The 26,950-nt window shown below is 70.4% G+C and carries 25 protein-coding genes; 11 read left to right on the top strand and 14 right to left on the bottom strand.

What is annotated here, in order from left to right:
* Positions 1 to 122 precede the first annotated feature (122 nt).
* From ACZ434_RS09305 to ACZ434_RS09265, 9 genes are all read right to left on the bottom strand, one after another.
* On the bottom strand, positions 123 to 611 hold the full coding sequence (locus tag ACZ434_RS09305) for a LuxR C-terminal-related transcriptional regulator (RefSeq protein ID WP_308295269.1): 489 nt from the start codon (positions 609 to 611) through the stop codon (positions 123 to 125).
* A 127-nt stretch (positions 612 to 738) separates the two neighbouring features.
* Entirely contained in the window at positions 739 to 1,992 is a 1,254-nt protein-coding gene (locus tag ACZ434_RS09300; protein WP_468453487.1) for an acyl-CoA dehydrogenase family protein, read from the bottom strand.
* 82 nt (positions 1,993 to 2,074) lie between these two features.
* Positions 2,075 to 2,716, bottom strand: a complete 642-nt coding sequence (locus ACZ434_RS09295; protein WP_216717415.1) for a GAF domain-containing protein — start codon at positions 2,714 to 2,716, stop codon at positions 2,075 to 2,077.
* The gene (locus tag ACZ434_RS09290) at positions 2,716 to 3,303 is read right to left on the bottom strand and encodes a GTP-binding protein (protein WP_216717414.1); all 588 of its coding nucleotides are present in this window, start codon (positions 3,301 to 3,303) and stop codon (positions 2,716 to 2,718) included. Before ACZ434_RS09290 ends, ACZ434_RS09295 begins: the two co-directional genes overlap by 1 nt.
* A 52-nt stretch (positions 3,304 to 3,355) precedes the next feature.
* Positions 3,356 to 3,763, bottom strand: coding sequence for a DUF742 domain-containing protein (locus tag ACZ434_RS09285; protein WP_030422129.1), 408 nt, complete (start codon positions 3,761 to 3,763; stop codon positions 3,356 to 3,358).
* Positions 3,760 to 4,272 carry a roadblock/LC7 domain-containing protein gene (locus ACZ434_RS09280; RefSeq protein WP_030422130.1) on the bottom strand — a complete coding sequence of 171 codons (513 nt, stop codon included), beginning with the start codon at positions 4,270 to 4,272 and terminating at the stop codon, positions 3,760 to 3,762. Before ACZ434_RS09280 ends, ACZ434_RS09285 begins: the two co-directional genes overlap by 4 nt.
* 68 nt (positions 4,273 to 4,340) lie before the next feature.
* Positions 4,341 to 5,855 (bottom strand): sensor histidine kinase, encoded by a 1,515-nt coding sequence (locus ACZ434_RS09275; protein ID WP_216717411.1) that lies wholly within the window; start codon positions 5,853 to 5,855, stop codon positions 4,341 to 4,343.
* A gap of 24 nt (positions 5,856 to 5,879) precedes the next feature.
* A complete protein-coding gene (locus tag ACZ434_RS09270; protein WP_468453483.1) occupies positions 5,880 to 7,781 on the bottom strand; it encodes a glycoside hydrolase family 15 protein in 1,902 nt (633 codons plus the stop codon).
* A gap of 228 nt (positions 7,782 to 8,009) precedes the next feature.
* Positions 8,010 to 8,507, bottom strand: a complete 498-nt coding sequence (locus ACZ434_RS09265) for a DUF6415 family natural product biosynthesis protein (protein ID WP_468453481.1) — start codon at positions 8,505 to 8,507, stop codon at positions 8,010 to 8,012.
* Positions 8,508 to 8,696: 189 nt separating this feature from the next.
* Here ACZ434_RS09265 and ACZ434_RS09260 point away from each other — a divergent pair, with 189 nt between their 5' ends.
* Complete coding sequence (locus tag ACZ434_RS09260; RefSeq protein WP_390994207.1) at positions 8,697 to 10,085, top strand: Tat pathway signal protein; 1,389 nt, start codon at positions 8,697 to 8,699, stop codon at positions 10,083 to 10,085.
* Between the two features lie 72 nt (positions 10,086 to 10,157).
* Positions 10,158 to 10,655 carry an SAM-dependent methyltransferase gene (locus ACZ434_RS09255; protein ID WP_390994206.1) on the top strand — a complete coding sequence of 166 codons (498 nt, stop codon included), beginning with the start codon at positions 10,158 to 10,160 and terminating at the stop codon, positions 10,653 to 10,655.
* A 227-nt stretch (positions 10,656 to 10,882) separates the two neighbouring features.
* Here ACZ434_RS09255 and ACZ434_RS09250 read toward each other — a convergent pair whose 3' ends face one another.
* Positions 10,883 to 11,344, bottom strand: a complete 462-nt coding sequence (locus tag ACZ434_RS09250; RefSeq protein ID WP_439454079.1) for an ATP-binding protein — start codon at positions 11,342 to 11,344, stop codon at positions 10,883 to 10,885.
* Between the two features lie 158 nt (positions 11,345 to 11,502).
* Between ACZ434_RS09250 and ACZ434_RS09245 the strand changes: the two genes are divergently transcribed.
* Positions 11,503 to 12,906: a helix-turn-helix domain-containing protein gene (locus ACZ434_RS09245; RefSeq protein WP_439454080.1), complete on the top strand. Its 1,404-nt coding sequence runs from the start codon at positions 11,503 to 11,505 to the stop codon at positions 12,904 to 12,906.
* Entirely contained in the window at positions 12,903 to 13,784 is an 882-nt protein-coding gene (locus ACZ434_RS09240; protein WP_468453477.1) for an aminoglycoside phosphotransferase family protein, read from the top strand. Before ACZ434_RS09245 ends, ACZ434_RS09240 begins: the two co-directional genes overlap by 4 nt.
* Positions 13,785 to 13,867: 83 nt before the next feature.
* Here the strand turns inward: ACZ434_RS09240 and ACZ434_RS09235 are convergent, their stop codons facing one another.
* Positions 13,868 to 14,191 carry a hypothetical protein gene (locus ACZ434_RS09235; RefSeq protein ID WP_397726040.1) on the bottom strand — a complete coding sequence of 108 codons (324 nt, stop codon included), beginning with the start codon at positions 14,189 to 14,191 and terminating at the stop codon, positions 13,868 to 13,870.
* Positions 14,192 to 15,020: 829 nt separating this feature from the next.
* On the opposite strand from ACZ434_RS09235, the gene ACZ434_RS09230 reads away from it, so the two are divergent.
* The 5 genes from ACZ434_RS09230 (at position 15,021) to ACZ434_RS09210 (ending at position 19,824) form a co-directional block, all read left to right on the top strand.
* Positions 15,021 to 16,154, top strand: a complete 1,134-nt coding sequence (locus ACZ434_RS09230) for a tyrosine-type recombinase/integrase (protein WP_468453474.1) — start codon at positions 15,021 to 15,023, stop codon at positions 16,152 to 16,154.
* Positions 16,155 to 16,496: 342 nt separating this feature from the next.
* The gene (pcaDC, locus tag ACZ434_RS09225; protein WP_468453472.1) at positions 16,497 to 17,810 is read left to right on the top strand and encodes a bifunctional 3-oxoadipate enol-lactonase/4-carboxymuconolactone decarboxylase PcaDC; all 1,314 of its coding nucleotides are present in this window, start codon (positions 16,497 to 16,499) and stop codon (positions 17,808 to 17,810) included.
* Positions 17,811 to 17,853: 43 nt separating this feature from the next.
* A complete protein-coding gene (locus ACZ434_RS09220; protein WP_468453470.1) occupies positions 17,854 to 18,489 on the top strand; it encodes an MBL fold metallo-hydrolase in 636 nt (211 codons plus the stop codon).
* 75 nt (positions 18,490 to 18,564) lie between these two features.
* A complete protein-coding gene (locus tag ACZ434_RS09215) occupies positions 18,565 to 19,344 on the top strand; it encodes an exodeoxyribonuclease III (RefSeq protein WP_468453468.1) in 780 nt (259 codons plus the stop codon).
* 72 nt (positions 19,345 to 19,416) lie between these two features.
* Entirely contained in the window at positions 19,417 to 19,824 is a 408-nt protein-coding gene (locus tag ACZ434_RS09210) for a DUF6278 family protein (RefSeq protein WP_468453466.1), read from the top strand.
* Positions 19,825 to 20,215: 391 nt separating this feature from the next.
* Here ACZ434_RS09210 and ACZ434_RS09205 read toward each other — a convergent pair whose 3' ends face one another.
* Entirely contained in the window at positions 20,216 to 20,971 is a 756-nt protein-coding gene (locus ACZ434_RS09205) for a hypothetical protein (protein ID WP_468453464.1), read from the bottom strand.
* A gap of 152 nt (positions 20,972 to 21,123) precedes the next feature.
* On the opposite strand from ACZ434_RS09205, the gene ggt reads away from it, so the two are divergent.
* Positions 21,124 to 22,944: a gamma-glutamyltransferase gene (gene ggt / locus ACZ434_RS09200; protein WP_468453462.1), complete on the top strand. Its 1,821-nt coding sequence runs from the start codon at positions 21,124 to 21,126 to the stop codon at positions 22,942 to 22,944.
* A 28-nt stretch (positions 22,945 to 22,972) separates the two neighbouring features.
* On the opposite strand, the gene ACZ434_RS09195 is transcribed toward ggt, so the two are convergent.
* Positions 22,973 to 25,501, bottom strand: a complete 2,529-nt coding sequence (locus ACZ434_RS09195) for an ATP-dependent Clp protease ATP-binding subunit (protein WP_468453707.1) — start codon at positions 25,499 to 25,501, stop codon at positions 22,973 to 22,975.
* Positions 25,502 to 25,784: 283 nt separating this feature from the next.
* Entirely contained in the window at positions 25,785 to 26,549 is a 765-nt protein-coding gene (map, locus tag ACZ434_RS09190) for a type I methionyl aminopeptidase (RefSeq protein WP_468453460.1), read from the bottom strand.
* A 33-nt stretch (positions 26,550 to 26,582) separates the two neighbouring features.
* Between map and ACZ434_RS09185 the strand changes: the two genes are divergently transcribed.
* Complete coding sequence (locus ACZ434_RS09185; RefSeq protein WP_468453458.1) at positions 26,583 to 26,846, top strand: helix-turn-helix domain-containing protein; 264 nt, start codon at positions 26,583 to 26,585, stop codon at positions 26,844 to 26,846.
* The last annotated feature ends 104 nt before the right edge of the window (positions 26,847 to 26,950 follow it).

Below are 26,950 nucleotides of genomic sequence, written 5' to 3'. Positions count from 1 at the left end.
GGCTTCCTCGCGCTCGGCGTCCGTACGTAATGTGCGCACCGCGTATACGGCGCCCAGGGGCTCCGATGCGTCCGATGCCGGAGCTGGACGCTCTTCGCGGGCCACGGGAGTGAGGGGCCTGCTCACTGGCTCGCTCCGCTCCGCGCTGCCGGATCGGTTCCCAGCAGCTTCCAGCCGTGGGCCAGAATCACCAGGTGGGTGGTGTCCCGTGCGCCCGTGTCGATGAGGAGCTGGTCGAGTGCGGCGCGCTGGTCGGCCGGGGCGAGCTTGGCGGCGACGGCGATGTCGCGGGCATCGCTGTGCTCGGCGACGGCTCGGAGCAGCTGCAGTTGCTCCGGGCTGAGCCGTGGCGTCGGCCTGTCCGCCGTGGGCGAGGCCACCTGCTGGACGGCGAACAGGCGGTGCACGATCACCGGGGGCTTGCAGCGGGGCGGGCAGTGGAGGCTCTCGCGGATGTCGCGGAGGTACTGGCGGACAGTCACGGCCGCCAGTCCGGTCTGCGTGGCGATCTCTTGGGCCGTGAGGCCGTTCGCGAGGTGCTGGGCGACGCGCTGCAGGGTCGGCGTCAAGGGCGTGATCGGTGCGTGGGCCGTCGTCACGGGCGGGGTCACGGTGTCTCTTCCTCGGCTGGGTGGATGGTCACTGGAAGGGGTGCCGCCGGTCCCCGCGGGGGACGGGGGCCGGCGGCACGGGCCCGTGCGCGGCGGTTTGGATTCACGGGGTGCCGCGCACGGGGGCTCATGCGGCCGTCGGGTCGGGGCGTGCCCAGGCGGCTTCGGCGGCGAGGCGTTCGGACCACTGGATGTGGTCCTCGTCGAAGGCGGCGTCGGCCAGGCGTATGCGCTGGACTTCACCGGTTCCGGCGGGCGGGTAGGTGTGCTGGATGTCGCGCCACAGGCGCTGGAGGACGTAGTCGCCATCGAGGGCCTGGGCGCCGTGCAGTTCCATGGCGTCCTGAGTGGACTGCATGGCCCACTGGTGGCCGAGGTATTTCGAGTTGATCAGGTCGGCGTCGCAGGACAGGCCCTGGTCGAGGAGGTGCACTGCCTGGTAGGCGAGTATCCGGGCGGCGCGCAGGCGGGCCTCCATGCCGCCGACGCGATCCCGCAGGACGGGCAGGTCGGACAAGGCGCCCCGGTAGCGGGGACGGGCCTTGAGACGAGCAGTGGTGGTGTCTACGACTGCTTCGTGGATACCGAGGCTGACGGCGGCCAGATTGGGGCGGCCGTACAGAATGCTGCTGCTCTGGGCCACGGCCAGTCCCTGGCCGATCTCGCCAACCACGTTGTCGTCGGGGACGCGGACGTGATCGAGGCCGAGGCGGCCGGCGGAGAAGCCGTGCAAGCCGAGGCCGGCACAGTGGTCGGAGACGGAGAGCCCTGGGCGGTCGGCTTCGACCATGAACGCGGTTAGCGCCTGGGACGTGCTCACACCCGTCCCGGCGGTGCGGGCGACGACGAGGTGGGCCCCGGCGAGGTGGCTATTGCCGAGATGAACCTTGCTGCCCGTGATCACCCACTGGTTGCCGGCGCGTTCGGCGGTGGTTTCGATGCCGCCGATGTGGCCGCCGGCGAGTGGTTCGGTCACGGCGATCGACAGCAGCAGGGAGCCGTCCGCGACACGGGGCAGCCAGCGTCCCTTCTGCTCGTAGGTGGCGAAGTGCAACAGGGCACCAACGGGAATGAGGGTGGCTTGCAGGATGGCCGCAGTAGCCGCCGAGACCCGCGCGATGCGGTGGACCAGGATCGTCTTGGCCACGTGCCCGGCGCCCAGCCCGCCGAAGGCGGCCGGGACGGTGACGGCGAACCATCCCCGTGAGGCCATCAGGTCGGCGACCTTGCGCTCCACCCTGCCGGGAGCGGCCTCCATCCGCGCGGCGCGCGGCACGACGTGCTCGGCTGCGAAGGCGTCCGCCTCGTGCCACAGCAGGTCGTGGCGGGCGGTGAGGTAGGGACGCAGCGCCGGTGGTGATGCGGTGAGTGTGGCGGACATGGTCTCCCTCTCCCTGGATGAAGGTCGCAACGCGGAGCGGCCGGGGATCGCCTACGGCACCCGGGTGGGGGTGTGGAACGGCCTAGCGGACGGGGGTTCGGATGATGTGGTCCATCACCTGCGCACTGGCGTTGATGACGATGTCCCGCAGACGGCGGGCTTCGGCCAGGGGCCGCTTCTCGGGGTCGATGACGCACACCGTGCCCAGCACGGTGCCGCTGTCGTGGATGAGCGGGGCGCCGAAGTAGGAGCGGATCCCGACCGCGTCGACCACCGCGTTGCCGCTGAAGCGCGGGGACGCGTGCACGTCGTGCAGCGGAAGGGCCTTCCTGCGAGCCATGACCTCCGGGCACCAGCCGTGGTCGCGGCTCATTGTGCGGCCGACGACGACGTACCCGCTGTCCGCAGGCGGCTGGTGCAGCCCGACGAAGGTCTGCTTCTCCAGGAACAGGTTGACGAACCCGTACAGGAACCCGGCCTGCTCAGCCATGCTGCGGGCCAAGTCGTCGAAGTCCTCGTTGGCCACGGTGGGCACGCCCAGACGGTGCAGCAGTTCATAGCGCTGTGCCAGCTCCGACGCCTGATGGGCTGGCTGGCTGGTGAGGGCGGTGGCGGGCGGAGTGAACGGGCCTCGGGTGGTGTCCCGGATATCGCGTCGCGGCAAGGACCGTGCGGGCGGTGCGGCCTGCGGCGTGCCGTAGGGGCCGCTGGGGTGCTGTGACATCAGGCGTCCTGGAGGGAGGTAGAAGGGGCGTGACCAGCGCGGCCCGTGGCGGCGTTGTTCACGGCGTGGTCGACGAGGGTCAGCAGGACGCCGGCGATGTGGTTCGAGTCGCGGGCGTCGCAGGTGACCACCGGCACGGCGGCCGGGAGTTCGAGCGCGGTGCGGACCTGCTCGGGGTGGTAGCGGTGCGCGCCGTCGAACTGGTTGACGGCGACGACGAAGGGCAGGCCGATGTCTTCGAAGAAGCTGACCGGGGTGAAGCTGCTCTCCAGCCGACGAGTGTCGACCAGGACCACCGCGCCGACGGCGCCGCGGGAGAGGTCGTACCAGAGGTCGACGAACCGGTCCTGGCCCGGCGTACCGAACAGGAACAGCTCCAGAGGCGTCGGCCCGTCGGTGAGACTGAGGCGGCCGAAGTCGAAGGCGACCGTGGTGGTCTGCTTCGCCTCGATGCCCGCCAAGCTGTCCACGTCCGCGCTCGCCTGGGTCAGGTACTCCTCCGTGCTCAGCGGCGTGATCTCGCTGACGGCGCCCACGGCGGTGGTCTTGCCCGCGCCGAAGCCCCCGGCGATCACGATCTTCAGCACAGTCGGAGCACTGGCCTGCGGGTGCGGCGAACTCCGCAGCACCGCGGCCGGGTCATCCGGCCTGGGGATAGGCGACGGCATCAGGCCACTTCCTCTTCAAGCCCGCTGAAAGGGCTGCCAGCAGTTGGGTAGACGGACCGGAACCCTCGCCCGTACCGGCATAGGGGTGAGTCAGAGGGACGACCAGGACGTCGGCGTCCAGGAGGTCGGAGACAAGAATCTTGACGGCGGTGACGGGCCGGCCAAGGCGGCCCGCCAGCTCGACCACCGACCGTCGGCGCTCCCGGCACAGGGCGAGAATCTCCTCGCACTCCTCGGCCTGCGCCGGGCCGGGCCTTCCCGGTCCAGCCTCCAGCACGGTTTCCAGACCGAGCAGGTGCCGCGGCTTGGTACGCCCGCGCGTCAGCGTGTAGGTCCGCACGAACGCCGACTCCTCGGCCACGCGGCCACGCAGGGTCACCGGACCTCTCCGCCCGTGCCGACACGGACGGGGATCAGCATGTACGGGGCAAACTTGTGGACGAGGCGGCCCATCTCGAAGCCGACGGTGCCCGCGTCGGCGTCCCTGGTGGCGATGACGGCGAGGATCGTGTCCACCTCACCGCGTTCGTTGCCGGGGTGGTTGTCAAAGGCCGCGCTGCGCCCGGCGCTCTGGACGAAGAACAGGCAGTCGTCTCGCTCGATGATCACCTGCCGGGCCGGCCTCTTCTTGTGGGTGGGGCCGGTGATGTTCGCCGCGAGGGAGGCAACCCCGCTGAAGGCGGCCGACAGTTCGTCCGCCCAGTCCTTGTCGACGTCGCTGTCCAGCAGCCGCAGTCCGTCGCGCGAGATCAGGACGGCGTGCGTGACGCCCGGCGTCTCGGAGGCGAACTGACGCAGCAGCCAGACCATGCTCTCCCGCTGTCCGCTTGTCGTCGCGGATGCGGGCGTGTCGCCGGTCACGTTGCTCATCGCGGGGTGGGTGCTCATAGGGATCGCTCCAGAAGGGGGAAGGGCCAGCGGAAGTACAGGGCCACCGGGAACGCGGAAGGGGAGGGTTAGGGCCGGGGGTGGTCTGTCGAGGCAGTAGGGGCGTCGGCGGTCCCGCCGGCCTGGAGGCCGTTGCGGAAGGCGGCTGCGAGCCCTGGCGTGGGTGCGGCCACGGGGGCTTGCTCCCGCTCGTGTGGTGCACGGAAAGATCCCGTCCGGCGTGTGCGCGTGGGAAGGGCGGGCGCGTCGGCCGACTGACCTGCCTCTGCGGTCGGCACCCCAGCAGCACCGGGGCGTGCGGCCTGACCCGCTCTCGCGACGACAGGGGACGCGGCAACCTGCGGCTGACGCCCGGACGTTCGGGCTTCCTCGGGCGGCAACGGGCCCGTGTCATCGACCGGGGCAATCGCTACCAGGAGCCGTGCCGGTATGACGACCAGGGCGGTCGTGCCCCCCGTCACGTTCTCCTGCAGGAGGACGGACAGCCCGTGTGACTGGGCGATCTTCGCGGCGACCAGCAAGCCGAGCTGTCCGGCCCGAACTTGGCCGCTGACGTCGACCTCGTCCGGGGCCTTGAGCAGGTGGTTCATCTGCGCCCGAGTCTGAGGATGCATGGGAATGGCCCGGTCCTCGACCTCGATGGCCAGCCCGTTGGCCACCCGCTGCGCGCGCACCGTCACCTTCGTCGCCGGATCGGAGCACTCACAGGCGTTCTCGATCAGCTCGGCCAGCAGGTGCGTCAGGTCCGGACCTACATGGCCAGGAAGACCCAGCTCGGCGCCGACGGATCCGGCCGCGACGGCCACCCGTGGATACTGCACGACCTCGGAGACGGCGCCGCGCAGCGCCGTCGTGACGGCAACGGGTCGGCGCACGCTGCGCAGGGACTGCCCGCCCAGCACCGCCGTGCTCTCCACCTGGCGGCGCATGCGAGTCACGAGGTGGTCGATCTCGAAGATCTTGGCCAGCAGCTCCGGGTCGTCGGTCAGCATCTCCAGCTGGCTCAGGGCCTGGAGCGCCTTGCCGACCAGGGCGTGCTCGCGCATGGCCAGGCGGCGCAGCACCTCCAGGAGGACGACGGACTGGGACTCGTCGTGCACGCGGATCAGCGACGCGATCGCCTGCGTTTGGAGGGCACTCAGCGCCTTGTCGATCTCGGCGTTCGGATTGGGCGACTGTGGCGTCTGCGGGTCCGGCAACGGTGGGCGTTTTCCGCGGCACAGCTCATCCGCCGACCAGTGCACCGACTTCTCGACGGCTGCCGCTGCCCCTGCGACCGCTTCCAGTGCCGCTGCCTGGGACTTCTCCACGGTCGACTGCACGGCGCCGGCGACGGTGCGCGCTCCACGAGCCGTCACCAGGCCGACCCCAGCCAACCCGCACACCAGACCGGCCAGGATCCAGCCGCTACCCACCACGGACACTGTGCAGAGGGCGTAGGCGGCGACCAGCACCGCGGCCAGGAGCACCAGGGGCAGTGCCACGGCGCGGCGGGCGCGGTGCAGCGTGATCGCGTCGACCGGGGGCCGCCGTCTGCGGTGGCCGGTAGTGGCCGGCCGTGCCGGGAAGGCGCTGTCAGACATGGGAATCCTCGTCAGGGTGGGTGGCTATGCGTGCTGCGGCGTCAGGGCTACGGCGCTCTGGCGCGTGCTGCGGGAGGTCGATCGGGGAGCCGGAACTGCAACCGCGCCGCGGTGGCGGGAGGGCCCCGTCGTCAGGTGCTTAAGGAGCCGGGCGCTCTGGATCAGACCCATGTGGCTGAATGCTTGCGGGAAGTTGCCGAGCTGGCGCTGCTGGACGGGGTCGTACTCCTCCGCCAGGAGCCCAAGGTCGTTGCGCAGAGCGAGGAGGCGTTCGAACAAGGCGCGGGCTTCGTCGACGCGGCCGGTCAGGGCGAGGCCATCGACGAGCCAGAAGTCGCACAGGAAGAAGGTGCCCTCATCGCCGGTCAAGCCGTCCACCCCGGCGCGTTTGCCGCGGGTCGGGTACCGGTACACGAGTCCGTCGGCCGTGGAGAGTTCACGACGTACCGCGTCCACGGTGCCGATGACGCGCGGGTCGTCGGGTGGCAGGAAGCCGGTGCGGGGGATAAGTAGCGTGGCGGCGTCCAGCTCCCGGGAGCCGTAGGACTGGGTGAAGGTGTTGCGCACCGGGTCGAAGCCCTTGTCACAGACCTCGCGGTGGATCGCCGCCCGCAGCTCGACCAGGGGGGCCAGGTCCATGTCGAGCGCGCCGGCTTCGGCCAGGCGGATGGTGCGGTCGACCGCCACCCAGGCCATCACCTTGGAGTGGACGAAGTGCCGGCGGGCCCCGCGGATCTCCCAGATTCCCTCGTCGGGCTCCTGCCAGCGCTCTGCCAGGTGCTCGATGAGCCGCTGGTGCAGGACTGCGGTGTCGGCGCAGTGGGCGACACCGCTCTGGTGCGCGACGTACAAGGTCTCGATCACCTCGCCGTACACGTCCAGCTGGAGCTGGTCCGCCGCGCCGTTTCCGACGCGTACTGGGGCCGAGCCCTCGTACCCGGGAAGCCAGGGCAGCTCCCGCTCCCGCAGGTCACGCTCCCCGGTGATCCCGTACATGATCTGCAGGTTTTCCGGGTCCCCGGCCACGGCACGCAGCAGCCAGCGTCGCCATGCCTGAGCCTCTTGCCGGTAGCCGGTCCCCAGCAGTGCGGCCAAGGTGGTGGAGGCGTCGCGCAGCCAGGTGTAGCGGTAGTCCCAGTTCCGCTGGCCGCCGATTTCCTCGGGCAGCGACGTGGTCGGCGCCGCGACGATCCCGCCGCTCGGTCCGTAGGTCATGGCTTTCAGCGCGATCGAGGACCGGACCACGGCCTTGCGGTAGGGCCCGTTGTAGGTGCACTCCTGTGTCCAGTCCTGCCAGAAGGCGAGCGTCTCGGCGAGCGCGGCATCCGGGTCGGGAATGTCGGGCGCGGCGGCGTGGGACGGGCACCAGCTGAGCACGAACGCCACGCTCTGCCCGGCGCCGATGACGAAGGCGCTGACGACCACGCCGTCCTTCTCCATTTGCGGGACGCAGGTGTCGAGCCACAGAGCGTCCGCGCCGGCCTCCGCGACCATGCGTCCACCGACCTCGTGGATCCACGGGCTGACGCTGCCGTATCCCGGCCGAGGGCGCATGGCCGAGACCATCTCCACTTCGCCGGTCAGGCCCTCGGCGATCCGGATCACCTGTGGGGTGCCGTCGCGCGGCGGCATGAAGTCCAGGACGCGGACCGAACCCGTTGGGGTGCGCCACACCGATTCGAGGACGAGCGAGTCACCGCGGTACTGGCGCTCAGCGACCTTCTCTGAGCCCCACCGGCCTGCGGACGAGGCCGGTGAGATCTGCCAGGAGCCGTGCTTCTGCGTGCCGAGCAGACCGGCGAAGACGGCCGGCGAGTCGAAGCGGGGCAGGCACAGCCAGTCGATCGAACCGTCATCGCAGACGTGGGCGCTGGTCTGCGTGTCGCCGATCAGGCCGTACTGCTCGATGCGCGGAAGCCGATTCATCGTGTGGATCTCCGTTAGCCCCGCAAGTTCGGGGCCGTATCGGGGCCGTCGCAGCGGCCGGGAACGGTGGGCGGTAGGTAGGTCCGTGTTCGCCAGGTAGAGAGGGAGCGTTGCCGGGCGGTGGCAGGTGCTCGGCGGCTCGTGCAGGGTCGGCCGCCCGCTCGCCGCGAAGCATTAGCCAGGCCGTCGGCCCGAGGACCAGAGCGATGACGACGGCACCGGTCACCGTCATGTCCGCGGCACCGAAGCGGCGAAGATCAGGCAGGCCAGGGCGAGGGCGAAGACGGTGCCGCGCAGCACGTTGAGCGTTGGCGTCGGCCAACGCCGCCCGGCCTCCCCGCTGTTCGGCCCGGGGCCGCCGCGTTCCACGTAAGCCGTCAGTTCCTGGGTGGCCTTGGCGAGCCTGACCAGGTGCACCCGGCTCGACACATAGCCCTCGGGGATGCTGTCGGAGCAGAGCCGCTGCGCACGCAGCAGGGCGGGAACATGCGGAGCGGTCCGTGCGCCCAACTGGGCAATGTGTCCGCGCAGAAGGCGAACGAGGTCCTCCACGTCGGCAGCGCTCTCGGGTAGTGGCGAATCTTCGCCCAGTACCAGCGTCACCGTCTCCGACGCGGCCACCACGTGATCGCGCTCCGGCGCCGGTGCCGCGGTGGCGGGCGCTTGCCGCCCGCGCTCGCCCACGAGCTGGCTGCCGTCTCGGCGAGGGTCCAGCGAAAGGCGCATGCCGCAACTCCTGTTCGGATCAAGCCAAAGTGAGCCGAGAGCGCCCGTCGGAGGCGTCGGTCGGCGTGCGATGTGAGTGATCTGGCCGCTACGTTGAGCGAACCGCGAATCCCGTTCGAGGGGTATGCCTTGGTGGACGGGAACGCCGCCAAAGGCGCCAAAGATCATTACGGAACCGAGGGGCAGTCCATGGCCCGTGACCGCAACGTCGCCCTTGCCGCACTCCTGCGCGAAGCAGGCTGGTCCCAGCCGCAAGCAGCCGCCGCCGTTGCCCGCGTGGCGGCGGAGTGCGGAGTGCGTGAGCTGGAGGCGATCTCCCGCTCGCACATCTCCATGTGGGTGCTCGGCACGAAGCCGAGTGGCAGAGCGCCGCATATCCTGCGTGAGACGCTGTCCCGCAGGCTTGGCCGCCGGCTCTCCCTGGCCGACCTCGGGCTGGAAGAAGAGCCGACAGGCACGACCGACACCGGATCCGACTGGAGCGTCGACCCTCTGACCGCACTGGCCGAGCTGGGAAGCGACGATCTCGACATGCACCGACGCAAGCTGCTGGCCACCGCCGCCTACTCCGCAGCCGGCTTCGCCCTGCCCACCACTTCGTGGTGGGCAGCTGCCCCCGCCGCAGCGGCGAACCGCCGACCGTCCTCCTCGCGCTCGGTGACCCAAGCCGACATCGACGACGTCCGCGACCTCACGGTCTACTACTCCGCGCGCGACCAGCAGCGAGGCGGCGCAACCGGCCGCAAAGCCCTCGCCAGCCACCTGCTCGACGAGGCGGTGCCGCTGCTCGGCGGCCGATTTCGTACAGATCAGCTCCGCCGCGACACGCACTCCGCCGTCGCAGAGATGACGTACCTCGCTGGCTGGATGGCCTTCGACGCCGGCGAACACCGCACCGCCCAGCGCTACCTCACCATCGCCGCCCGGATCGCGGCGGAGGCCGGTGACGGACCGCTCGGTGGCCACGTCCTGCGCGCCCTCGCTCACCAGGCCGTCGACCTCGGGCACCCACGCAGGGCGCTGGCCCTGGCCGACGCCTCGATGTCTCGCGACCGCTACGGCCAGGCCAGCCACCGCGAGAAGGCGCTGCTGGCGATCGTGTACGCCCGCGCGCTCGCGGCTGACGGCGACCGCTCCGGAACCCTCGCGGCTATCAGCCGCGCGGAGCGGGACCTCGCCCGCGCCGACACCACCGAGGCGCCGGACCGCGTCGGCTTCTTCCAGGAAGCCTCCCTCGCCCACGAGACGGCCTGCGCTCTGCGCGACATAGGTCAGCCCCGCGACGCGGAGATCCACTTCAAGCGGAGTGTGGCCACGCGCCGGCGCCAGCAATTCGCCCGCACCCACAGCGTGACGCTCGGCTACCTCGGCGCCGTCCAGGTGCAGCGGGGAAACCTCGACGAGGCATGCGCAACCTGGAACGAAGCACTCGACGCCATGACGGGCGTCCAGTCCGGCCGGGCACGTGACGTCATCGTCCGAATCCAGAGCGACCTCTCGCCCGTCCGGCAACGCGGAGGCCGCCACGTCACCGAGCTGGACCGCCGGGCACGCGGCATGCTTCGGGCCATAGGCTGATCGCGACACGGACGTTCGATGCCCCATGGCAGCCCGCGGATCAGCATTGCCCGAGGAGAGGAACCAGTACCGGTGACGTCGTACGAGGTCGAGTCGATCGCAACGGTCGTCGGGGGACACACCCGCGTTCAGGACGACTACCAGGGCGGGGTTGAGTCGGTGATTCGACTCAACGATGCGTACCCCCTCGAAACACTGCTGGGAATCGACGAGTTCTCCCACCTGACTGTGACGTGGCGCTTCCACCTGGCACAGCCCGAGGACGTGCAGCTCCACGCCCGCAGCCCCAGGGGTAACGTGCAGTGGCCAGCGACCGGAACCTTCGTCCACCGAAACCATCGGCGCCCCAACCAGTTGGCCGTCAGCTACCCGAGGCTGCTGAGCGTGGACGGCCGCGACCTTCTGGTGACCGACCTCGACGCAGTCGACGGGACGCCGGTGATTGACCTGGCCCCCTACTTTCAGGAAATGGGGCCCCGGGGTTCCGTCCGTCAGCCCGCCTGGCCGGGCGAGATGCTCGCCGACTACTGGCGCGACCCGGCGGAGCGCCCGGAGGCAGGCTTGCCGTAACTCCACGGCACTGCAGCCCGGACGAGCGTCCTTGCTGTCGTCTCCCTCCCATAAGAGGTCTCGCGCGAGGTCCGTGCCCCAACCCGAAGCTGCATTCGAGTCTTCCGAGTGCAGTGTCGCTGACGATGAACCGCCGTCGGCCTTCGCATCGGCGCTGGGGAACGGCGGCGAGTGCCGGCACATAGTGGTGGTCCTTTCGAGTCTCGCCAGAGGAAGGGAGATTCCGACTACGCAGAGTGCAGGATCGTGACCCAAACGTCTTTGCCGTGCGCAGTGGACGAGCAGCCGTATCTGTCGCTGAGCGTCTTGATCAACACCAGGCCGCGACCGCCCTCGTCGTTGTCGCCTGCCGAGACGGGGGCTGGGAGCCAGGGGTGCGGGTCACTGACGCACAGGAACACCCCGTCGGGGGTCCGGGTGAGGACGACCTTCACTGGAACCGAGGACTCATCCTCTTCGCGGGCGTGCTGAAAGGCGTTCGTCAGTAGCTCGGACGCAGTGAGAGTGACCCGCCAGTCGAGTTCGGTCAGGCCCCACAGACGGAGGCACGCACTGACGAGGTCACGCACGCCCGAGACGGCGGCGGCTGTCAGAGCGACGTCGATTTCGCATGCTCCGGAACGCGTCCGGACCGCAGCGCTTGTGCCGTCGGTAACGCGCTGTTGAGCCTCCATCAAGTCTGCCTTCACGGGGAGTCCCTCGTTCGACGAAATCTCTCCAACCGGCGCCGGACGCGGTGTGTACTGGGGCGGCGGCCGTGAGCAACCATTGAGCCAGGCCGACAGGACCGCGTGCAGATTTTGATTCGGAAACCTCGATCTTCCGTTTCGCGAGCGAGGAACAGCCCATGCCAAGACCCGAGAAGCAACTGACTCCGGACGCGTCCCCGCGTGACTGGTTCGGTCATGAACTGCGGACCTGGCGTAAGAAGCGCGGCCCCCTCACACACGCCGAGTTGGGCGTGAAAGTACAGGTCAGCGGCTCACTCATCGAGAAGATCGAGAAGGCGACTGCTACCTGTTCGAGGGACTTGGCTGAGCGCTTGGACAAGGTCCTGCAGACCGGCGGAGTTCTCACCCGTGCGTGGGGGATGGTGTTCGGGCAAACGGAAAAAGCCCACCTCGAAACGGAAAGTGCACCCCCTGGCAGGACGGAGGTGCCGGTTCAGGTCCATGACGGCCGCATCCTGGGCAGAGGTAGTACAACACCTCCAAGCGGGAGCCCTGCCTCTGTGGACCGTCGCGCCTTCCTTGCCACGAGCGGCCTTGCCGCCATTGCCCCGATAGACCTCGTCCACCTCGTGACCCCAGCAGCCCCCCGGGAGATCCCGACTCAGATCCGCCCGCGCGAGATCAGGCAGTTGAAGTCGCTGGCCGATGTCGTCCATCGCCAGGACAACGAGTACGGAGGCGGCGGCGCGGTGCGAGAACTCGCCCGCGGCGCCATTATGTGGGGAGCCTCCCTGCTGCCGGTGCCCTGCCCCGAGCCCCTGCGGCCTGAACTCCTGGCCTCTGTGGCTCGGTTAGGGATTGTCGTCGGCGCCTCGCAGTTCGACGCGTACGCCCACGACGATGCCCGAGTCAGCTTCCGGCTAGCCGCTGAGTGCGCGGAAGAAGCCGGGGAGTGGCACCTGCGCGCCAAGACGTACTCGTTCATGGCCCGGCAGGAAATCTGGGTCGGAGATCCGGATACTGGCCTAACCCACGCAGAGAAGGGTCTGGTGCGCTCCGACCGACTCACCGCCACCGAGCGTGCCATGCTGCACACCGCACGTGCCCGCGCCTTCGGCAAGATGCGCGACGTAGCCAACACCCTGCGCGCGGTCGGAGAAGCCGACGCCGCGTTCGCACAGTCCGACCCGGCACAGGACCCGCCGTGGATGGCCTACTACGACTACGCCCAGCACCACGGCGACACCGCCCACGCGCTGTTCGATCTCGCGGTCCACGCGGACCAGGACCCCGGGCAGGCGGCCCGCCGCTTCGAAATCGCGGTTAAAGGACACGGCAACGCATTTGCCCGCTCGCGCGCCATCTCCGAGACAAAACTCGCTTCCCTAGTCATGGCAAAGGGCGACGACCCGCGGCATGCGGTCGTGCTCGGCCACCGAGCGCTGGACGACGTCGGCAAACTGACCTCCTGCCGGGCCGCCGAGGATCTGCGGGAACTCGCCCGGTTCGCAGGCCGGCACCGGAACCTCCCCGAGGCCAGCGACCTGCGCGAGCGCATCGCGGCTACGGTGCAAGCGTGACTACCTCGCCCACGCCCACCCAAGCCGTACTTGAGGAGGCGTGCCTCGCCGTCGGCCTCGACGCGACCAACGCCCAACCGATACGAATCGCAGAGAACGCCATATGGCGTCTGCCCGGGGGAGTGGTGGTGCGTATCGCCCGGCCTGGCCAGGCCGCCGCCGCAACGCGCGAGGTTCAGGTCGCCCGCTGGCTTGCCGCCCAGGGCGTGCCCGCCGTACGCGCTCTTGACCTGCGGCAGCCGGTAGCAGCCAGCTGGCACCCGGTGACGTTCTGGCAAGAGCTGCCGCCACACGAAATCGGGACCGTTACCGACGTCGTCGTGCTCCTCAAGCAACTGCACGCCCTGCCGAAACCAGACCTACCACTGGGCGAGCTGGACCCGTTCGTCCGGCTGGCTGAGCGCATCGACGCAGCGAGCACAATCTCTGACGATGACCGGCTGTGGCTGAACGGCCGGCTTGAAGATCTCAAGCAGCAATGGGCTTCGAGGCCGAAGGGCCTGCCGGAGTGTGTCGTCCATGGGGATGCATGGGTCGGCAACGTGGCGCGCACGGAGGCCGGCCCGTTGTTGATGGACTTCGAGCGCGCTTCGTTTGGCCCACCGGAGTGGGATCTCGTGTCGACCGCAGTGAAGCTCACCACGACCGGCGCGGTGTCTGCGGAGGAGTACGCCGCGTTCTGCGAGACCTACGGCGCTGACGTCACGGAGTGGGAAGGGTATGAACTTCTGGCTGGCGCGCGAGAGCTGCGGATGGCGACGTACGCCGCGCAGCACGCCGCCACACGCCCGGAGTGGCGGCGCGAGGCGCAGTACCGCATCGACTGCCTGCGCGGCCGGACAGGGGCACCGCCGTGGCGATGGAAGGCAATCATGTAGCCCGCGGACAGGCCGACAACCAGATACTCAGGCAGGGGCGGTATCGGTGTTCGGCATGTGGGGACATCAGGTGGGCCGAGCGATCAGCCCTGGGCCATCGAGCGACCAGGCAGTTTGGGCACAGCCCGGAGTCCGTCCTCTTCCTGCCTAGGGGAGTAGCACTGCTCGCAGCTTCCGCGCTCCTCCAGGACGTTGCATCCGGTGACGCCGGCGAAGCACATCGACTGCCGCTGGCGCGGGGCGGAGAGCACGGTGGCGAGGTGGATCAGGACCTCGGTCTCGTAGCAGTCGGGGCACTGGGCGAAATGGATGCCTGGTCTGCACTCGGCAGCCGTGATTTCGGCGCTCAGCCAGGTGTGGTGGCAGGACCGGCAGGACAGCGGCCCAGGAACGGAGCCGAGAATCACGGCCCGCTAGGCGTACAACGGACACTGCGCGGTGACATCGCAGGCGCGTCCCCCGCTAGGTGCTCCGCCGACCGCTTGCCTTCTCGAACAACTAGGCCGTAGGTCATATCCAGAGCGCTGACTCCTCTGAGAAGCATGCGAGTCGAGGGACTGGACCGCACCAAGAGAAACAGCTGCAGAACTGGTGGTGATCTGCGCCGCCTTCTTCCTGGCCGGGTGCTCATCGCGGCTCCGGATCGCAGGACAGGAATTCGTCGCGACTCGTCGCGGGTGATTCATGGGTAGGTTCTGGCGCTACACGCCGCGGTACCTGCCCTCGGTGCGGCAGCTGCCTTTCCTTATTCGCCCACGGCAGAAGAGAAAGGCGCTGGAAAGGGTGGAAGTCGCCGTAGGGGTATGTCAACGTACAACACCCTGAACCGTGTGGCCGGTCAACCCGTCCCCGACGTAGCGAGGAGCTCACCCTGTCCGCGAACGTTGCCGATGCGTCCGCCTTCTCTTGGCCCCACCAACGTACGCGACGCACTCAGAGCATGGATCGCGTGCGGACGGCGAGCGCAACATAGACGACGATCGCCGGTTAGCAAAACCGGCGATCGTGACGATCCTCGAAGCACGTTCATGTGCGCGGCTGTGCTGGCGGTGGAGCTGCGCGAACCTGCAGATGCCGCTCTGTGCCATGGCGCGGAACGGCGCTGGTCTGCTGCCAATCAGATGAGCCAAGTGCCTAGTCGGCGTAGGCCACGCACAGAAGGAGAGTGAGTACCTCCTGTCCGATCCGATCAAGAAGCTCCCACCCAACTCGAAGGGGCAGGTGCGATACCGGTTCGTGGTCGACGTGGGAGTCGACCCTGCTACCGGAAAGCGCAGACAGCTGACTCGCACGTTCGCCACGCTCAAGGAAGCGAAGGTTGAGTACGCGCGCATCACCAACCGTCGCCAGGAAGGGACGCTCGTTCCTCCTAAGCAGATCACTGTCAATGAGTGGCTAGATCGGTGGCTGGCCATGAAAGCGGATGATCTGGAAGAAACCACGATCTACAACTACCGGATTACCTTGGATCGGGTTCGCGGGAAGTTGGGTCACATCCGGCTTCAAGAGCTCACGGAGGAAGACGTAGAAGAGTGGATGCATTGGGCGTTGAGGTATGGGCGCGCACGCGGCGGAAAACCTGGCACTCCGCTCGGGGTGACCAGTGTGGAAATGAGCCTTGCGCGATTGAAGGATGCCTTGAATCGGGCAGTGACGCGGCGGCTGCTGACCATGAATGTGGCCCAGCACGTCACAATTCCACGTAGGGCGCGTAAGGAGGATCGGAAGAAGAAGCAGGAAGTGAAGCCATGGAACGTCCAGGAAGTCCAGATGTTCATTCACGGCGTCAGGACGGAACGGCTCTATGCTCCCCTACTGCTGTCCCTCATGGGTCTGCGTCCTGCTGAAGTCTGCGGACTTCGATGGGAGGACGTCGACTTGGGCAACGCCACGATCACCATAGCCAACACTCGGACGATGATGGGGAATCGATACGTCGTGGAAAAGGACACCAAGTCCATGGCCGGAGAACGTGATCTTCCTTTGCCGGGTCCAGTACTGATGGCCCTCAGAACGTTCAAGGCTCTCCAGGCCAAGGAGAGGCTCGTCCTCGGTGAGGCTTACTCGGACTCCGGATACGTCGTGGTGCACGAGACCGGGGAGGCTTTCACGATCAAGCAACTCCGCAGGCGCGCGTACCGGCTCATGGAGGTCCTTGGCCTGCGCAGAGTACGTCTCTACGACGCTCGCGCCTCCTGCCTCACTTTCCTTGCCAACAACGGCGTGCCGGATCACATCCTCGCCCGGTGGGCCGGGCACACGAACGTGAAGACCACGAAGAAGTGGTACGTGAAGCCAGATGTGGAAGACCTCCGCGAAGCCGCCACTACATGGGACGGCCTGCACGGTGAGGCGGAGGGTCGGGGGTGAGTTCGGCGGCGTTTCCCAAGGGTGGTTTTCAGGTGGTGATCGGAGCGGCCCGAAAGGTTTCCCGCTACGTTGTCCCGTCCCTCGGGACGGCATCACATGCTTTGCTGCAAACTCGGGACAGCTGGCAGCTGTGCTGATGGAGGAAGCAGCGCGACGACGTGAGGACCGAGCGAGAGCGCGGCCAGCAGGCCACGCTGCGTCAGGGGCGCGCGTACACGCTGAGAGGCTCAGCTCGATCGACGAGGCCGTCGGCAGTGGCCGACGAGTCGAGCCGCGGGTGCATCGAGCCGCCGGCTTCCCCGGGCTGTGTGAGATTTCGTGAGACGTGAGAGGGTCTGGGGCGTGAGTGAGACACCACCGAACACCCTGCAATACCGCTTTGACGGGCCAGAAGACGCCCCGGTCCTGATCCTGGGTCCCTCACTGGGTACCACATGGCACATGTGGGACCGGCAGGTTCCCGAGCTGACGAAGCAGTGGCGTGTGTTCCGGTTCGACATGCCGGGACACGGAGGCGCCCCCGCCCACCCCGCGGGGTCCGTCGCCGATCTCACCGCGCGGCTGCTCACCACCCTGGAAGGCCTCGGCGTACAGCGCTTCGGGTTCGCGGGCTGCGCGCTCGGCGGTGCCGTCGGCATCGAGCTGGCGCTGCGGCACCCCGAGCGGCTCGCGTCGCTCGCGGTGATCGCCGCCTCGCCCCGCTTCGGCACGGCGGACGAGTTCCGCCGGCGCGGGGTGATCGTACGGACGAACGGACTCGACCCCATCGCCCGCTCCGCGCCCGAGCGCTGGTTCACCGGCGGTTTCGCCGCCGCCCAGCCGGCGATCACCGAGTGGGCCGTGCAGATGGTGCGCACCACCGACCCCGGCTGCTACATCGCCGCCTGCGAGGCGCTCGCCTCGTTCGACGTGCGCGCCGAACTCGGCAGCGTGGGCGTGCCCACCCTGGTGCTGGCCGGCTCCGAGGACCAGGTCACCGGCCCCGCCGAGGCCCGTACTCTGGTCGCCGGTGTGCCGGACGCGCGGCTCGCCGTCGTACCCGGCGCCTCCCACCTGGTACCGGTGGAGCAGCCGGCCGCCGTCACCGACCTGCTGGTGCGGCACTTCTCCACCGCCTGGCAGCCCGCCTTCGAGTCCGCCACCGGACAGATCGCGCTGCCCGCGCCGGCCGTCGCCCCGGCCGGGCAGCCGCCCGCCCTGGCCGTCGCCCCCGTACAGCCCGCCCCCGTCGCCGAGATCGCCCCGGCCGCCGTACCGCAGCAGACGCAGGTCCGGCCCGATCCGTACGACTCCGGGATCAAGGTCCGCCGGGAGGTCCTGGGCGACGCGCACGTCGACCGGGTGCTGGCGCAGACCGACGAGTTCTCCGGCGACTTCCAGGAACTCCTCACCCGCTACGCCTGGGGCGAGGTCTGGGACCGCCCCGGGCTCGACCGGCGCACCCGCAGCTGTGTCACCCTCACCGCCCTCGTCGCCGGCGGCCACCTGGAGGAGCTGGCCGTCCACACCCGGGCCGCCCTGCGCAACGGGCTCACCCCGGCCGAGATCAGGGAGGTGCTGCTCCAGGCGGCCGTCTACTGCGGCGTCCCGGCGGCGAACCGGGCCTTCCGGGTGGCGCAGCAGGTCGTGCGTGAGGAGACCACGCCCCGGGAGTGAGCCGGGGGCGCCCGGCGCGGGCGTGCGGGGGCACGATGGACGCATGAAGCTCACGAAGAAGTCGCACTCCTGCGTCCGGCTGGAGAAGGACGGCCGCGTCCTCGTCCTGGACCCCGGCGGGTTCAGCGAGGAGGACGCCGCCGTCGGCGCGGACGCCGTCCTGGTCACGCACGAGCATCCCGACCACTTCGACGAGGGCCGGCTGCGGGCGGCCCTGGAGGCGAATCCGGCGGCCCGGATCTGGACGCTGAAGTCGGTCGCCGAGCAGATCTCGGCGGCCTTCCCGGGCCGCGTGCACACCGTCGGCCACGGCGACACCTTCACGGCGGCCGGTTTCGACGTCGAGGTCCACGGCGAACTGCACGCGGTGATCCATCCGGACATCCCGCGCGTCACCAACGTCGGCTACCTCGTCGACGGCGGGAAGCTCTTCCACCCCGGCGACGCGCTCACCGTCCCCGGCCACCCGGTCGAGACGCTGATGCTGCCCGTCATGGCGCCCTGGAACAAGATCTCCGAAGTCATCGACTACGTCCGCGAGGTGCGTCCGCGGCGCGCCTACGACATCCACGACGCCCTGCTCACCGACCTCGCCCGGCCGATCTACGACCGTCAGATCGGCGCCCTCGGCGGCACGGAGCACCTGCGGCTGGCACCGGGCGGCGCGGCCGAGCTGTGAGCCGGCCGGCGTGCGGCGACGGGCGGTGAGCAGGTGGCGGGGGCGTTGTCGGACCCGCCGGGTAGGTTGGGGAACATGCGTATCGCGACCTGGAACGTCAACTCGATCACCGCCCGCCTGCCGAGGCTCCTGGCCTGGCTGGAGAGCAGCGGCACGGACGTGCTGTGCCTCCAGGAGGCCAAGGTCGCCGAGGACCGGTTCCCGGTGGAGGAGCTGCGCGAGCTGGGCTACGAGGCGGCGGTGCACGCCACCGGCCGGTGGAACGGCGTTGCGGTGCTCTCCAAGGTCGGCCTGGAGGACGTCGTCAAGGGACTGCCGGGCGACCCCGGCTACGACGGCTCCGTCGAGCCCCGCGCCGTCTCCGCGACCTGCGGCCCGGTCCGCGTCTGGTCGGTGTACGTGCCGAACGGGCGTGAGGTGGACCACCCGCACTACGCGTACAAGCTCCAGTGGCTCGAGACGCTGAAGGCCGCCGTCGCGGGCGACGCGGCGGGCGGCCGCCCGTTCGCGGTCCTCGGTGACTACAACATCGCCCCGACCGACGAGGACGTCTACGACCGGGCCGCGTTCGAGGGCTCCACCCATGTCACCCCCGCCGAGCGCGCCGCCCTCGCCTCCCTGCGCGAGGCCGGCCTCTCCGACGTGGTGCCGCGCCCCCTCAAGTACGAGCACCCGTTCACGTACTGGGACTACCGTCAGCTCTGCTTCCCCAAGAACCGGGGGATGCGCATCGACCTGGTGTACGGCAACGGGCCGTTCGCGAAGGCGGTCACCGACTCCTACGTCGACCGTGAGGAGCGCAAGGGCAAGGGCGCCTCGGACCACGCGCCGGTCGTGGTGGACCTCGACGTGTAGCGCGCCCCCGCGCCGACCGGCGACCCCGCGCGCCTGTGGTGCGCGGGGCGGTACGAATGACAGGCTGGAGGTATGAACATCCCATTCCTGGGCAAGCGGCGCCGGAAGGGCGGGGTTCCCGATTCCGCGGGCATCGCCGAACTCCTGGCCGAGTGCGAGCTGTTGCGCTCCCAGGCACACCGGGCGGGGATCCGACTGGACGATTCCCCGGCCTCGTTGGAGGCGCTGGACCAGTTGGTGCCGGGCTGGCGGGACGACGAGGAGCGGTCGGCCTGGCTGGGCAACGACGCGGGGCTGTACCTCGGCACCGTCATCGTGCGCACCGTGCCGGGAGCCGCCTGGGAGATCCGCCCGGACGGACAGCCGGTCGTACGGCTCGCCTCCGGCCGGGAGTTCGACGTCGTGGACTCGGGCCACCAGTGGGCGGCCAGCGGAGTGCCCGAGCTGTCCCAGCTGTACGCGGAGGTCGCGGAGGCGTGAACGCCCGGCGGACGCCGCGGCGATCGGCACGGCGATGGCACGGCGGCCGGGCCCGGGGCTGCCCGCCGGAGATCCGCGGGCACTGAGTGGGCGACGCCCCTGACCCGTCCGTACGGACCTCGACTAGGATGTTCCCTCCGTCCCGTTGGGGAGGGGACTTCGCGGCAGGAGAGCGGACACCGTCGCAGGGAGGGGCGCCGCGACCCCGCCCGCGGGGGCGGCGGTCACATCGGCCGGTCCCGTCCGGCGGCAGCCGGAGATCACTGCTCGCGCGGCGAACCGACGGTTACGACGGGTCGCCGGCCGGCGAGGAGAAGGTCAGCTGCGTGCCGGACGGGTGGCGTCGGGCCGGAAGGCCCGGAGGACCCCGGGAGCCCCGGAAACCCTGGGATCAGTCCGCCCGGTGGGTCTTGCGCGGCGCGGGAGCGGGCAGCGGAGTCTGCGCCGGCTTGGTCACGTCGCCGACCAGTTCGACCACATCGGGGCCGTAGGCCTGGGAGTTGATCACCTTCAGCAGCAGCACGAAGGAGTTCGACCCGTGCTTGCGCGCCAGCCGCTCGTGGTTGCGGGCCAGATAGCGGGTGGCGGCCTGGTTGGTGATCGCGCGCTGACCGCAGAACAGGAACACCGGCCGCGTCTCGCGCCGTTCACCGGCGGTCAGCCGGGCCAGCATGACGTACTCGGTGATGCCCGGGTCCATGCGGTAGCGCTCGGAGCCTATCTGGAACGCGCCCCGGTCCGGGCCCGGCTCCGGATCGACGTTCATCCGCACCCCCGGCAGCATCGCCGCCATATGGGCCACCATCCGCCGGTTCGACCCCGGCCCGCCCACACAGAACTCGGTCCGCTCGCCGAAGCCCTGGTGCGCCGCGTCCTGCGTGACCACCTGGACATGCGCCCCGCAGTCCTTGATCAGCGCGGAGAGCTCCAGCAGCGCGAACACGTCGAAGCGGTGCACCGCCGGTTCCGCCGTCGCCGCGTCACGGTTGACGACGAGCAGCGACTCGGAGTTCTCCGGCAGGCCGAAGAAGGCCTGCTTGCGCCGGAGCTTGCGCTTCCACAGATAGGTACGGGCGATCCAGCCCAGCGCGGCACCGATGCCCGCGACCACCACACCCAGAACGATATTGCGTACGTCGTCGGTCATGGGCGCGCATGCTAGCGGTCCGGAGCAAACCCGTGTTCGACACCCGGGCGGCGGACCCTCCCCGGCAGCCGGCACGGCACACCCCCCGACGTACCTGACGAGGGCATGGCGACGAACTAAGCTGCGCGGACGGCCCTTTACCGGAGGTGCGGATGCGTCGTCCCGTGGCACGGAAACTCGCAGTCCTGGCGGCCGGTGCCGCCGTGGTGTCGGTGGCGGCGTTCGCGCCGCCCGCCCCGCACGACGGGCCCGCCCCGCACTCGCCCCGCACCCCGCCCAAGGTCCCGGTGGCGGTCGGTCACGGGGGAGCGGTCTCCAGCGTCGACGCCGACGCGTCGGCCGCCGGCATCGAGGTCCTGAGGAAGGGCGGCAACGCCGTCGACGCCGCCGTCGCCACGGCCGCCGCGCTCGGCGTCACCGAGCCCTACTCGGCCGGCATCGGCGGGGGCGGCTACTTCGTCCACTACGACGCCCGCTCCCGCACCGTGCACACCCTCGACGGCCGCGAGACCGCACCGCTGACCGCCGACTCCGCGCTGTTCCTGGAGGACGGCGAACCGATCCCGTTCGCCGAGGCCGTCAGCAGCGGTCTCGGCGTCGGCACCCCCGGCACGCCCGCCACCTGGCAGCGGGCGCTGGAGAAGTGGGGCAAGCGCGGGCTGAGCACCGTCCTGGAGCCCGCCGAACGCCTGGCCCGCCACGGCTTCACCGTCGACGACACCTTCCGCGCGCAGACCGCCGCCAACGAGACCCGCTTCCGCCACTTCCCGGACACCGCCGAGCTGTTCCTCCCGGGCGGCGAACTCCCGGCCGTCGGCTCCACCTTCAAGAACCCCGACCTGGCCCGCACCTACCGGGAACTGCGCCGCGAGGGCGTCGACGCCCTGTACCGGGGCGACATCGGCCGGGACATCGTGAACACGGTCGGCAAGCCGCCCGTGGACCCGGATTCCGGCTGGAACGCCCGCCCGGGCGAGCTGTCCACCCGCGACCTCGCCGCCTACCGTGTCAAGTCCCAGCCGCCCACGAAGACTTCCTACCGCGGCCTGGACGTCTACTCCATCGCTCCGTCCTCCTCCGGCGGTACGACGGTCGGCGAGGCCCTCAACATCCTGGAGCGCACCGACCTGTCGAAGGCGAGCGACGTCCAGTACCTGCACCGCTTGATCGAGGCGAGCCGTATCGCGTTCGCCGACCGGGGACGCTGGGTCGGCGACCCCGCCTTCGAGGACGTACCGACGAGGGAACTGCTCTCGCAGCGGTTCGCCGACGCGCGGGGGTGCCTCATCGAGGACGACGCCGTCCTCACCAGCCCCCTCGCCCCCGGCGACCCCCGCGACCCGGAACCCTGCGCGACGGGCGGCACGGCCGCGCCGACGACGTACGAGGGCGAGAACACCACCCACCTCACCACCGCCGACCGGTGGGGCAACGTCGTCGCCTACACCCTCACCATCGAGCAGACCGGCGGCAGCGGCATCACCGTGCCAGGGCGCGGCTTCCTGCTCAACAACGAGCTGACGGACTTCTCCTTCGCCCCGGCGAACCCGGCCGTGCACGACCCGAACCTGCCCGGCCCCGGCAAGCGGCCCCGGTCGTCGATCGCGCCGACGATCGTGCTCGACCGGCACGACCGGCCGGTGGTGGCGCTCGGCTCGCCCGGCGGCTCCACCATCATCACCACCGTGATCCAGACCCTCACCGGCTTCCTCGACCGCGGACTCCCCCTGGCCGACGCGATCGCCGCGCCGCGCGCCAGCCAGCGCAACACCGCGCAGACGGACCTCGAACCCGGTCTCCACGACAGCGGGGTGCGGCGGGGCCTGGAGGCCATCGGCCACTCCTTCCGGGAGAACCCGGAGATCGGCGCGGCCACCGCCGTCCAGCGGCTGCCGGGCGGCAAGTGGCTCGCGGCGGCCGAGAAGGCCCGCAGGGGCGGCGGCTCGGCGATGGTGGTCCGGCCGGCGCGCTAGCTTCCCGCGAGGGGGACGCCGGTGCTGCCTACAGCTCGGGTGCCGGCGTCTCCTGCGTACGGAACGTCAGGCGCCCGTCCTGTACGTCCACGGTCACCCTGCCGCCCTCGTGGACACGGCCGTCGAGGAGCAGCCGGGAGAGCTGGTTGTCGACCTCGCGCTGGATCGTGCGGCGCAGCGGCCGGGCGCCGTACTCGGGCTGGTAGCCGCGCTCGGCCAGCCAGTCCACGGCCGCGTCGGTGAAGTCGATCGAGATGTCCTGCCCCTTGAGCCCGCGCCGGGTGCCCTCCAGCAGCAGGTCCGTGATCCGCCGCAGCTCCTCGGCGGTGAGCTGGCGGAACACCACGATCTCGTCGATCCGGTTGAGGAACTCCGGCCGGAAGTGCTCCCGCAGCGGCCGCAGGATCTGCTCGCGCCGCGCCTCCTCGTCCGCGTCCGCGCCGCCGGAGGCGAAACCGAGGGTGGCGCCGCGCCGGGTGATCGCCTCGGAACCGAGGTTGCTGGTCATCACGATGACGGTGTTGGTGAAGTCCACCGTGCGGCCCTGGGAGTCGGTCAGCCGGCCGTCGTCCAGCACCTGCAGCAGGATGTTGAAGACATCCGGGTGGGCCTTCTCCACCTCGTCGAGCAGCAGCAGCGAGTACGGGTGCCGGCGCACCACCTCGGTCAGCTGCCCGGCCTCCTCGTGCCCCACGTAGCCGGGCGGGGCGCCCACCAGCCGGCTGACCGTGTGCCGCTCCTGGTACTCGCTCATGTCGAGCCGGACCATCCGGTCCTCACTGCCGAACAGCGCCTCGGCCAGCGCCCGCGCCAGCTCCGTCTTGCCGACGCCCGTCGGCCCGAGGAACAGGAAGCTGCCGATGGGCCGGTCGGGGCTGCCGAGCCCCGCGCGGGAGCGCAGTACGGCGTCCGAGACGACACGCACCGCCTCCTCCTGGCCCACGACCCGCTGGTGCAGGTGCTGCTCCAGGCCCAGCAGCCGGTCCTTCTCCTCCTCGGTGAGGCGGCTGACGGGGATGCCCGTCTGCCGGGCCACCACCTCGGCGATCGCCTCCGCGTCCACCCACAGGCTCTGGCCCTCGTCGACCTCGTCGTCGCCGCCGGCCTGGGCGATCCGCTCCTTCAGTTCCCCGATGCGGTCCCGCAGCTGCATGGCCTGCTCGTACTGCTCGTCGGCGACCGCCTGGTCCTTGTCGCAGGTCAGCTGCTCGACCTCGCGCTCCAGGGCCCGTACGTCCGTGCCCTTGGTCCGGGCCCGCAGCCGCACCCGGGCACCGGCCTGGTCGATCAGGTCGATGGCCTTGTCCGGCAGCCGGCGGTCGCTCAGATAGCGGTCGGACAGCTCCACGGCCGCCACCAGCGCCTCGTCGGTGTAACGGACCTGGTGGTGGGCCTCGTACCGGTCGCGCAGACCGCGCAGGATCTCGATCGCGTCCGCGGGAGTCGGCTCCGGCACCATGATCGGCTGGAAGCGGCGGGCCAGCGCGGCGTCCTTCTCGATCCGGCGGTACTCCTCCAGCGTCGTCGCGCCCACGATGTGCAGTTCGCCGCGGGCGAGGGCCGGCTTGAGGATGTTCCCGGCATCCATCGAGCCGCCCTCACCACCGCCCCCGGCGCCGACGACCGTGTGCAGTTCGTCGATGAAGATGATCAGCCGGTCGGAGTGGGAGCGGATCTCCTCGACGATGTTGTTCATCCGCTCCTCGAAGTCGCCGCGGTAGCGCGTCCCGGCGACGACCGCCGTGAGGTCCAGGGCGACCACCCGACGGCCGAGGAGCACGTCGGGCACGTCCCCCTCCGCGATCCGCTGCGCCAGCCCCTCCACGACGGCGGTCTTGCCGACCCCCGCGTCGCCGATCAGCACGGGGTTGTTCTTGCCGCGCCGGGAGAGCACCTCGACGGTCTGCTCGATCTCCTCGTCCCGGCCGATCACCGGGTCGACACGGCCCTCGCGGGCCATCGAGGTGAGGTCACGGCCGTACTTGTCCAGGGTGGGCGTGCCCGTCGCGGGGCGGGGCCGCTCGGCGCGGGACTGCTGGGCCTCCGGTGCCTCCGGCGGGCCGGAGGGGGAGAACCGGGCCGCGTTGAGGATGTGCCCGGCGGCCGAGTCGGGGTTGGCGGCGAGGGCGCTGAGCACATGCTCCGGGCCGATGTAGCCGGCGCCGTTCGCCCGGGCCATCTCGTGCGCGTCCAGGAGCGCCCGCTTGACGGCGGGCGTCAGCGAGAGCGAGGTCGGCGGCGGGGCGTCGCCCGGGGCGTGCTGGGCGGGGCCCGACCGGTCGTCGATCTGGGACGCCAGTGAGTCCGGGTCGGCGCCGGCCCGGCTGAGCAGACTCCGGGTCGGCTCGGCGGAGAGGGCGGCGCGCAGGAGGTGCTGGGTGTCCAGGTCCCGGCTGCCGTGCTCGGCGGCGTACTGGGCCGCGCCGCGGACCAGTTCGCGCGCGGGCTGGCTGAGGAGCCTGCCGATGTCGATCTGGCGGGGGCGCTGTCCGCCGAAGAAGCGGGCGAGGAATTCTGCGAACGGGTCACCCTCCGGGCCGGCGAAACCACTCGTCATCGTCATCCGTTCCTTCGCTGGGTCGACGTGCCGGGGCCGGGTAACCCGGTCTGGGCTCGCTCATGCCCACGATGGCACGATCCGTTGGGGTGGGCATGTTCAGCGTGCGGGTGCGGGTGGGTGCGTGTGCCGGTGTGAGCGCGGGTGCGGGTGCTGGGCGGGGGGTGTTGCGCAGCCCGGCGTTTGCGGGGTGCCGTCGCGCCCACCCGTGCCGCCCTGCGGCACGACTGCCCGCGGAAGGCGGAGGGGGTGGTCCGCGGAGGCGGGAGAGGGCTGGGGCTTGTTATGCCGTGAGGATGCGGGGGCCTGCTTCGGTGATGGCCACCGTGTGTTCCGCGTGGGCGGCTCGCGTGCCGTCGGTCGTGCGCAGGGTCCAGCCGTCCGGGTCGGCGTGCCAGGTGTCGCCGCCGCCGGCGATGAGCATCGGCTCGATCGCGAGCGCCATGCCGTGCCGCAGCGGCATCCCCCGGCCCGGCCGGCCCTCGTTCGGCACGGACGGGTCCTCGTGCATACGGCGGCCGATGCCGTGCCCCCCGAAGCCGTCCATGATCCCGTACCCGGCCTCGCGGCACACCGTGCCGATCGCGTGCGCGATGTCGCCGATGCGGTTGCCGACGACGGCCGCACCGATGCCCGCCGCGAGCGCCCGCTCCGTGGTCTCGATCAGCCGCAGGTCGGCCGGGCGCGGGGTGCCCACGACGAAGCTGATCGCCGAGTCCCCGGCCCAGCCTCCCAGTTGGGCGCCGCAGTCGATGGAGACGAGGTCCCCGTCGCGCAGCCGGTAGCCGTCCGGGATGCCGTGCACGATCGCGTCGTTGACGGAGGCGCAGATCACGGCGGGGAACGGGGTCGGTGCGAAGGAGGGCCGGTAGCCCAGGAAGGGCGAGGTCGCACCCGCCGCACGCAGCACGTCCCGCGCCACCTCGTCCAGCTCCAGCAGGGAGACGCCCACGCCGGCGGCCTTCCGTACGGCCGTCAGCGCGCTCGCGACGACCTGGCCGGCCTCGCGCATGGCCTCGATCGATGTGTCGGTCTTGAGTTCCACCATGCCAATTACTATACCGGTATTAGAATGGGTGCCATGGTGCGCACCCCCTTGACCCCCGAAGAGCGCGAACGCGGCGAGCGGCTCGGCCGGCTGCTGCGCGAGGCGCGCGGCAGCCGCAGCATGACCGAGGTGGCGGCGAGGGCCGGCCTCTCCGCGGAGACCCTCCGCAAGATCGAGACGGGGCGGGCCCCGACCCCGGCATTCTTCACGGTGGCCGCCCTGGCGGGTGAGCTCGGCCTGTCGATGGACGACCTGGTGGGGCGCTGCGCACCACCCAGCACGTCCGTCGCCGCCTGACCCCTGCCGGGGGCGGGCGGGGGGTGCCGTCACCCCTGCCCGGGTTCGCCCGCTCGCCGGCGGTGGGTTTCCGGCGTGGGGGAGGTGTGCGGCTGCCGTGGGCC

This window comes from Streptomyces sp. NPDC030893, assembly GCF_055571535.1.
The sequence above is the reverse complement of the archived record's forward strand: the minus strand, read 5'-3'. Positions and strand labels throughout refer to the sequence as shown.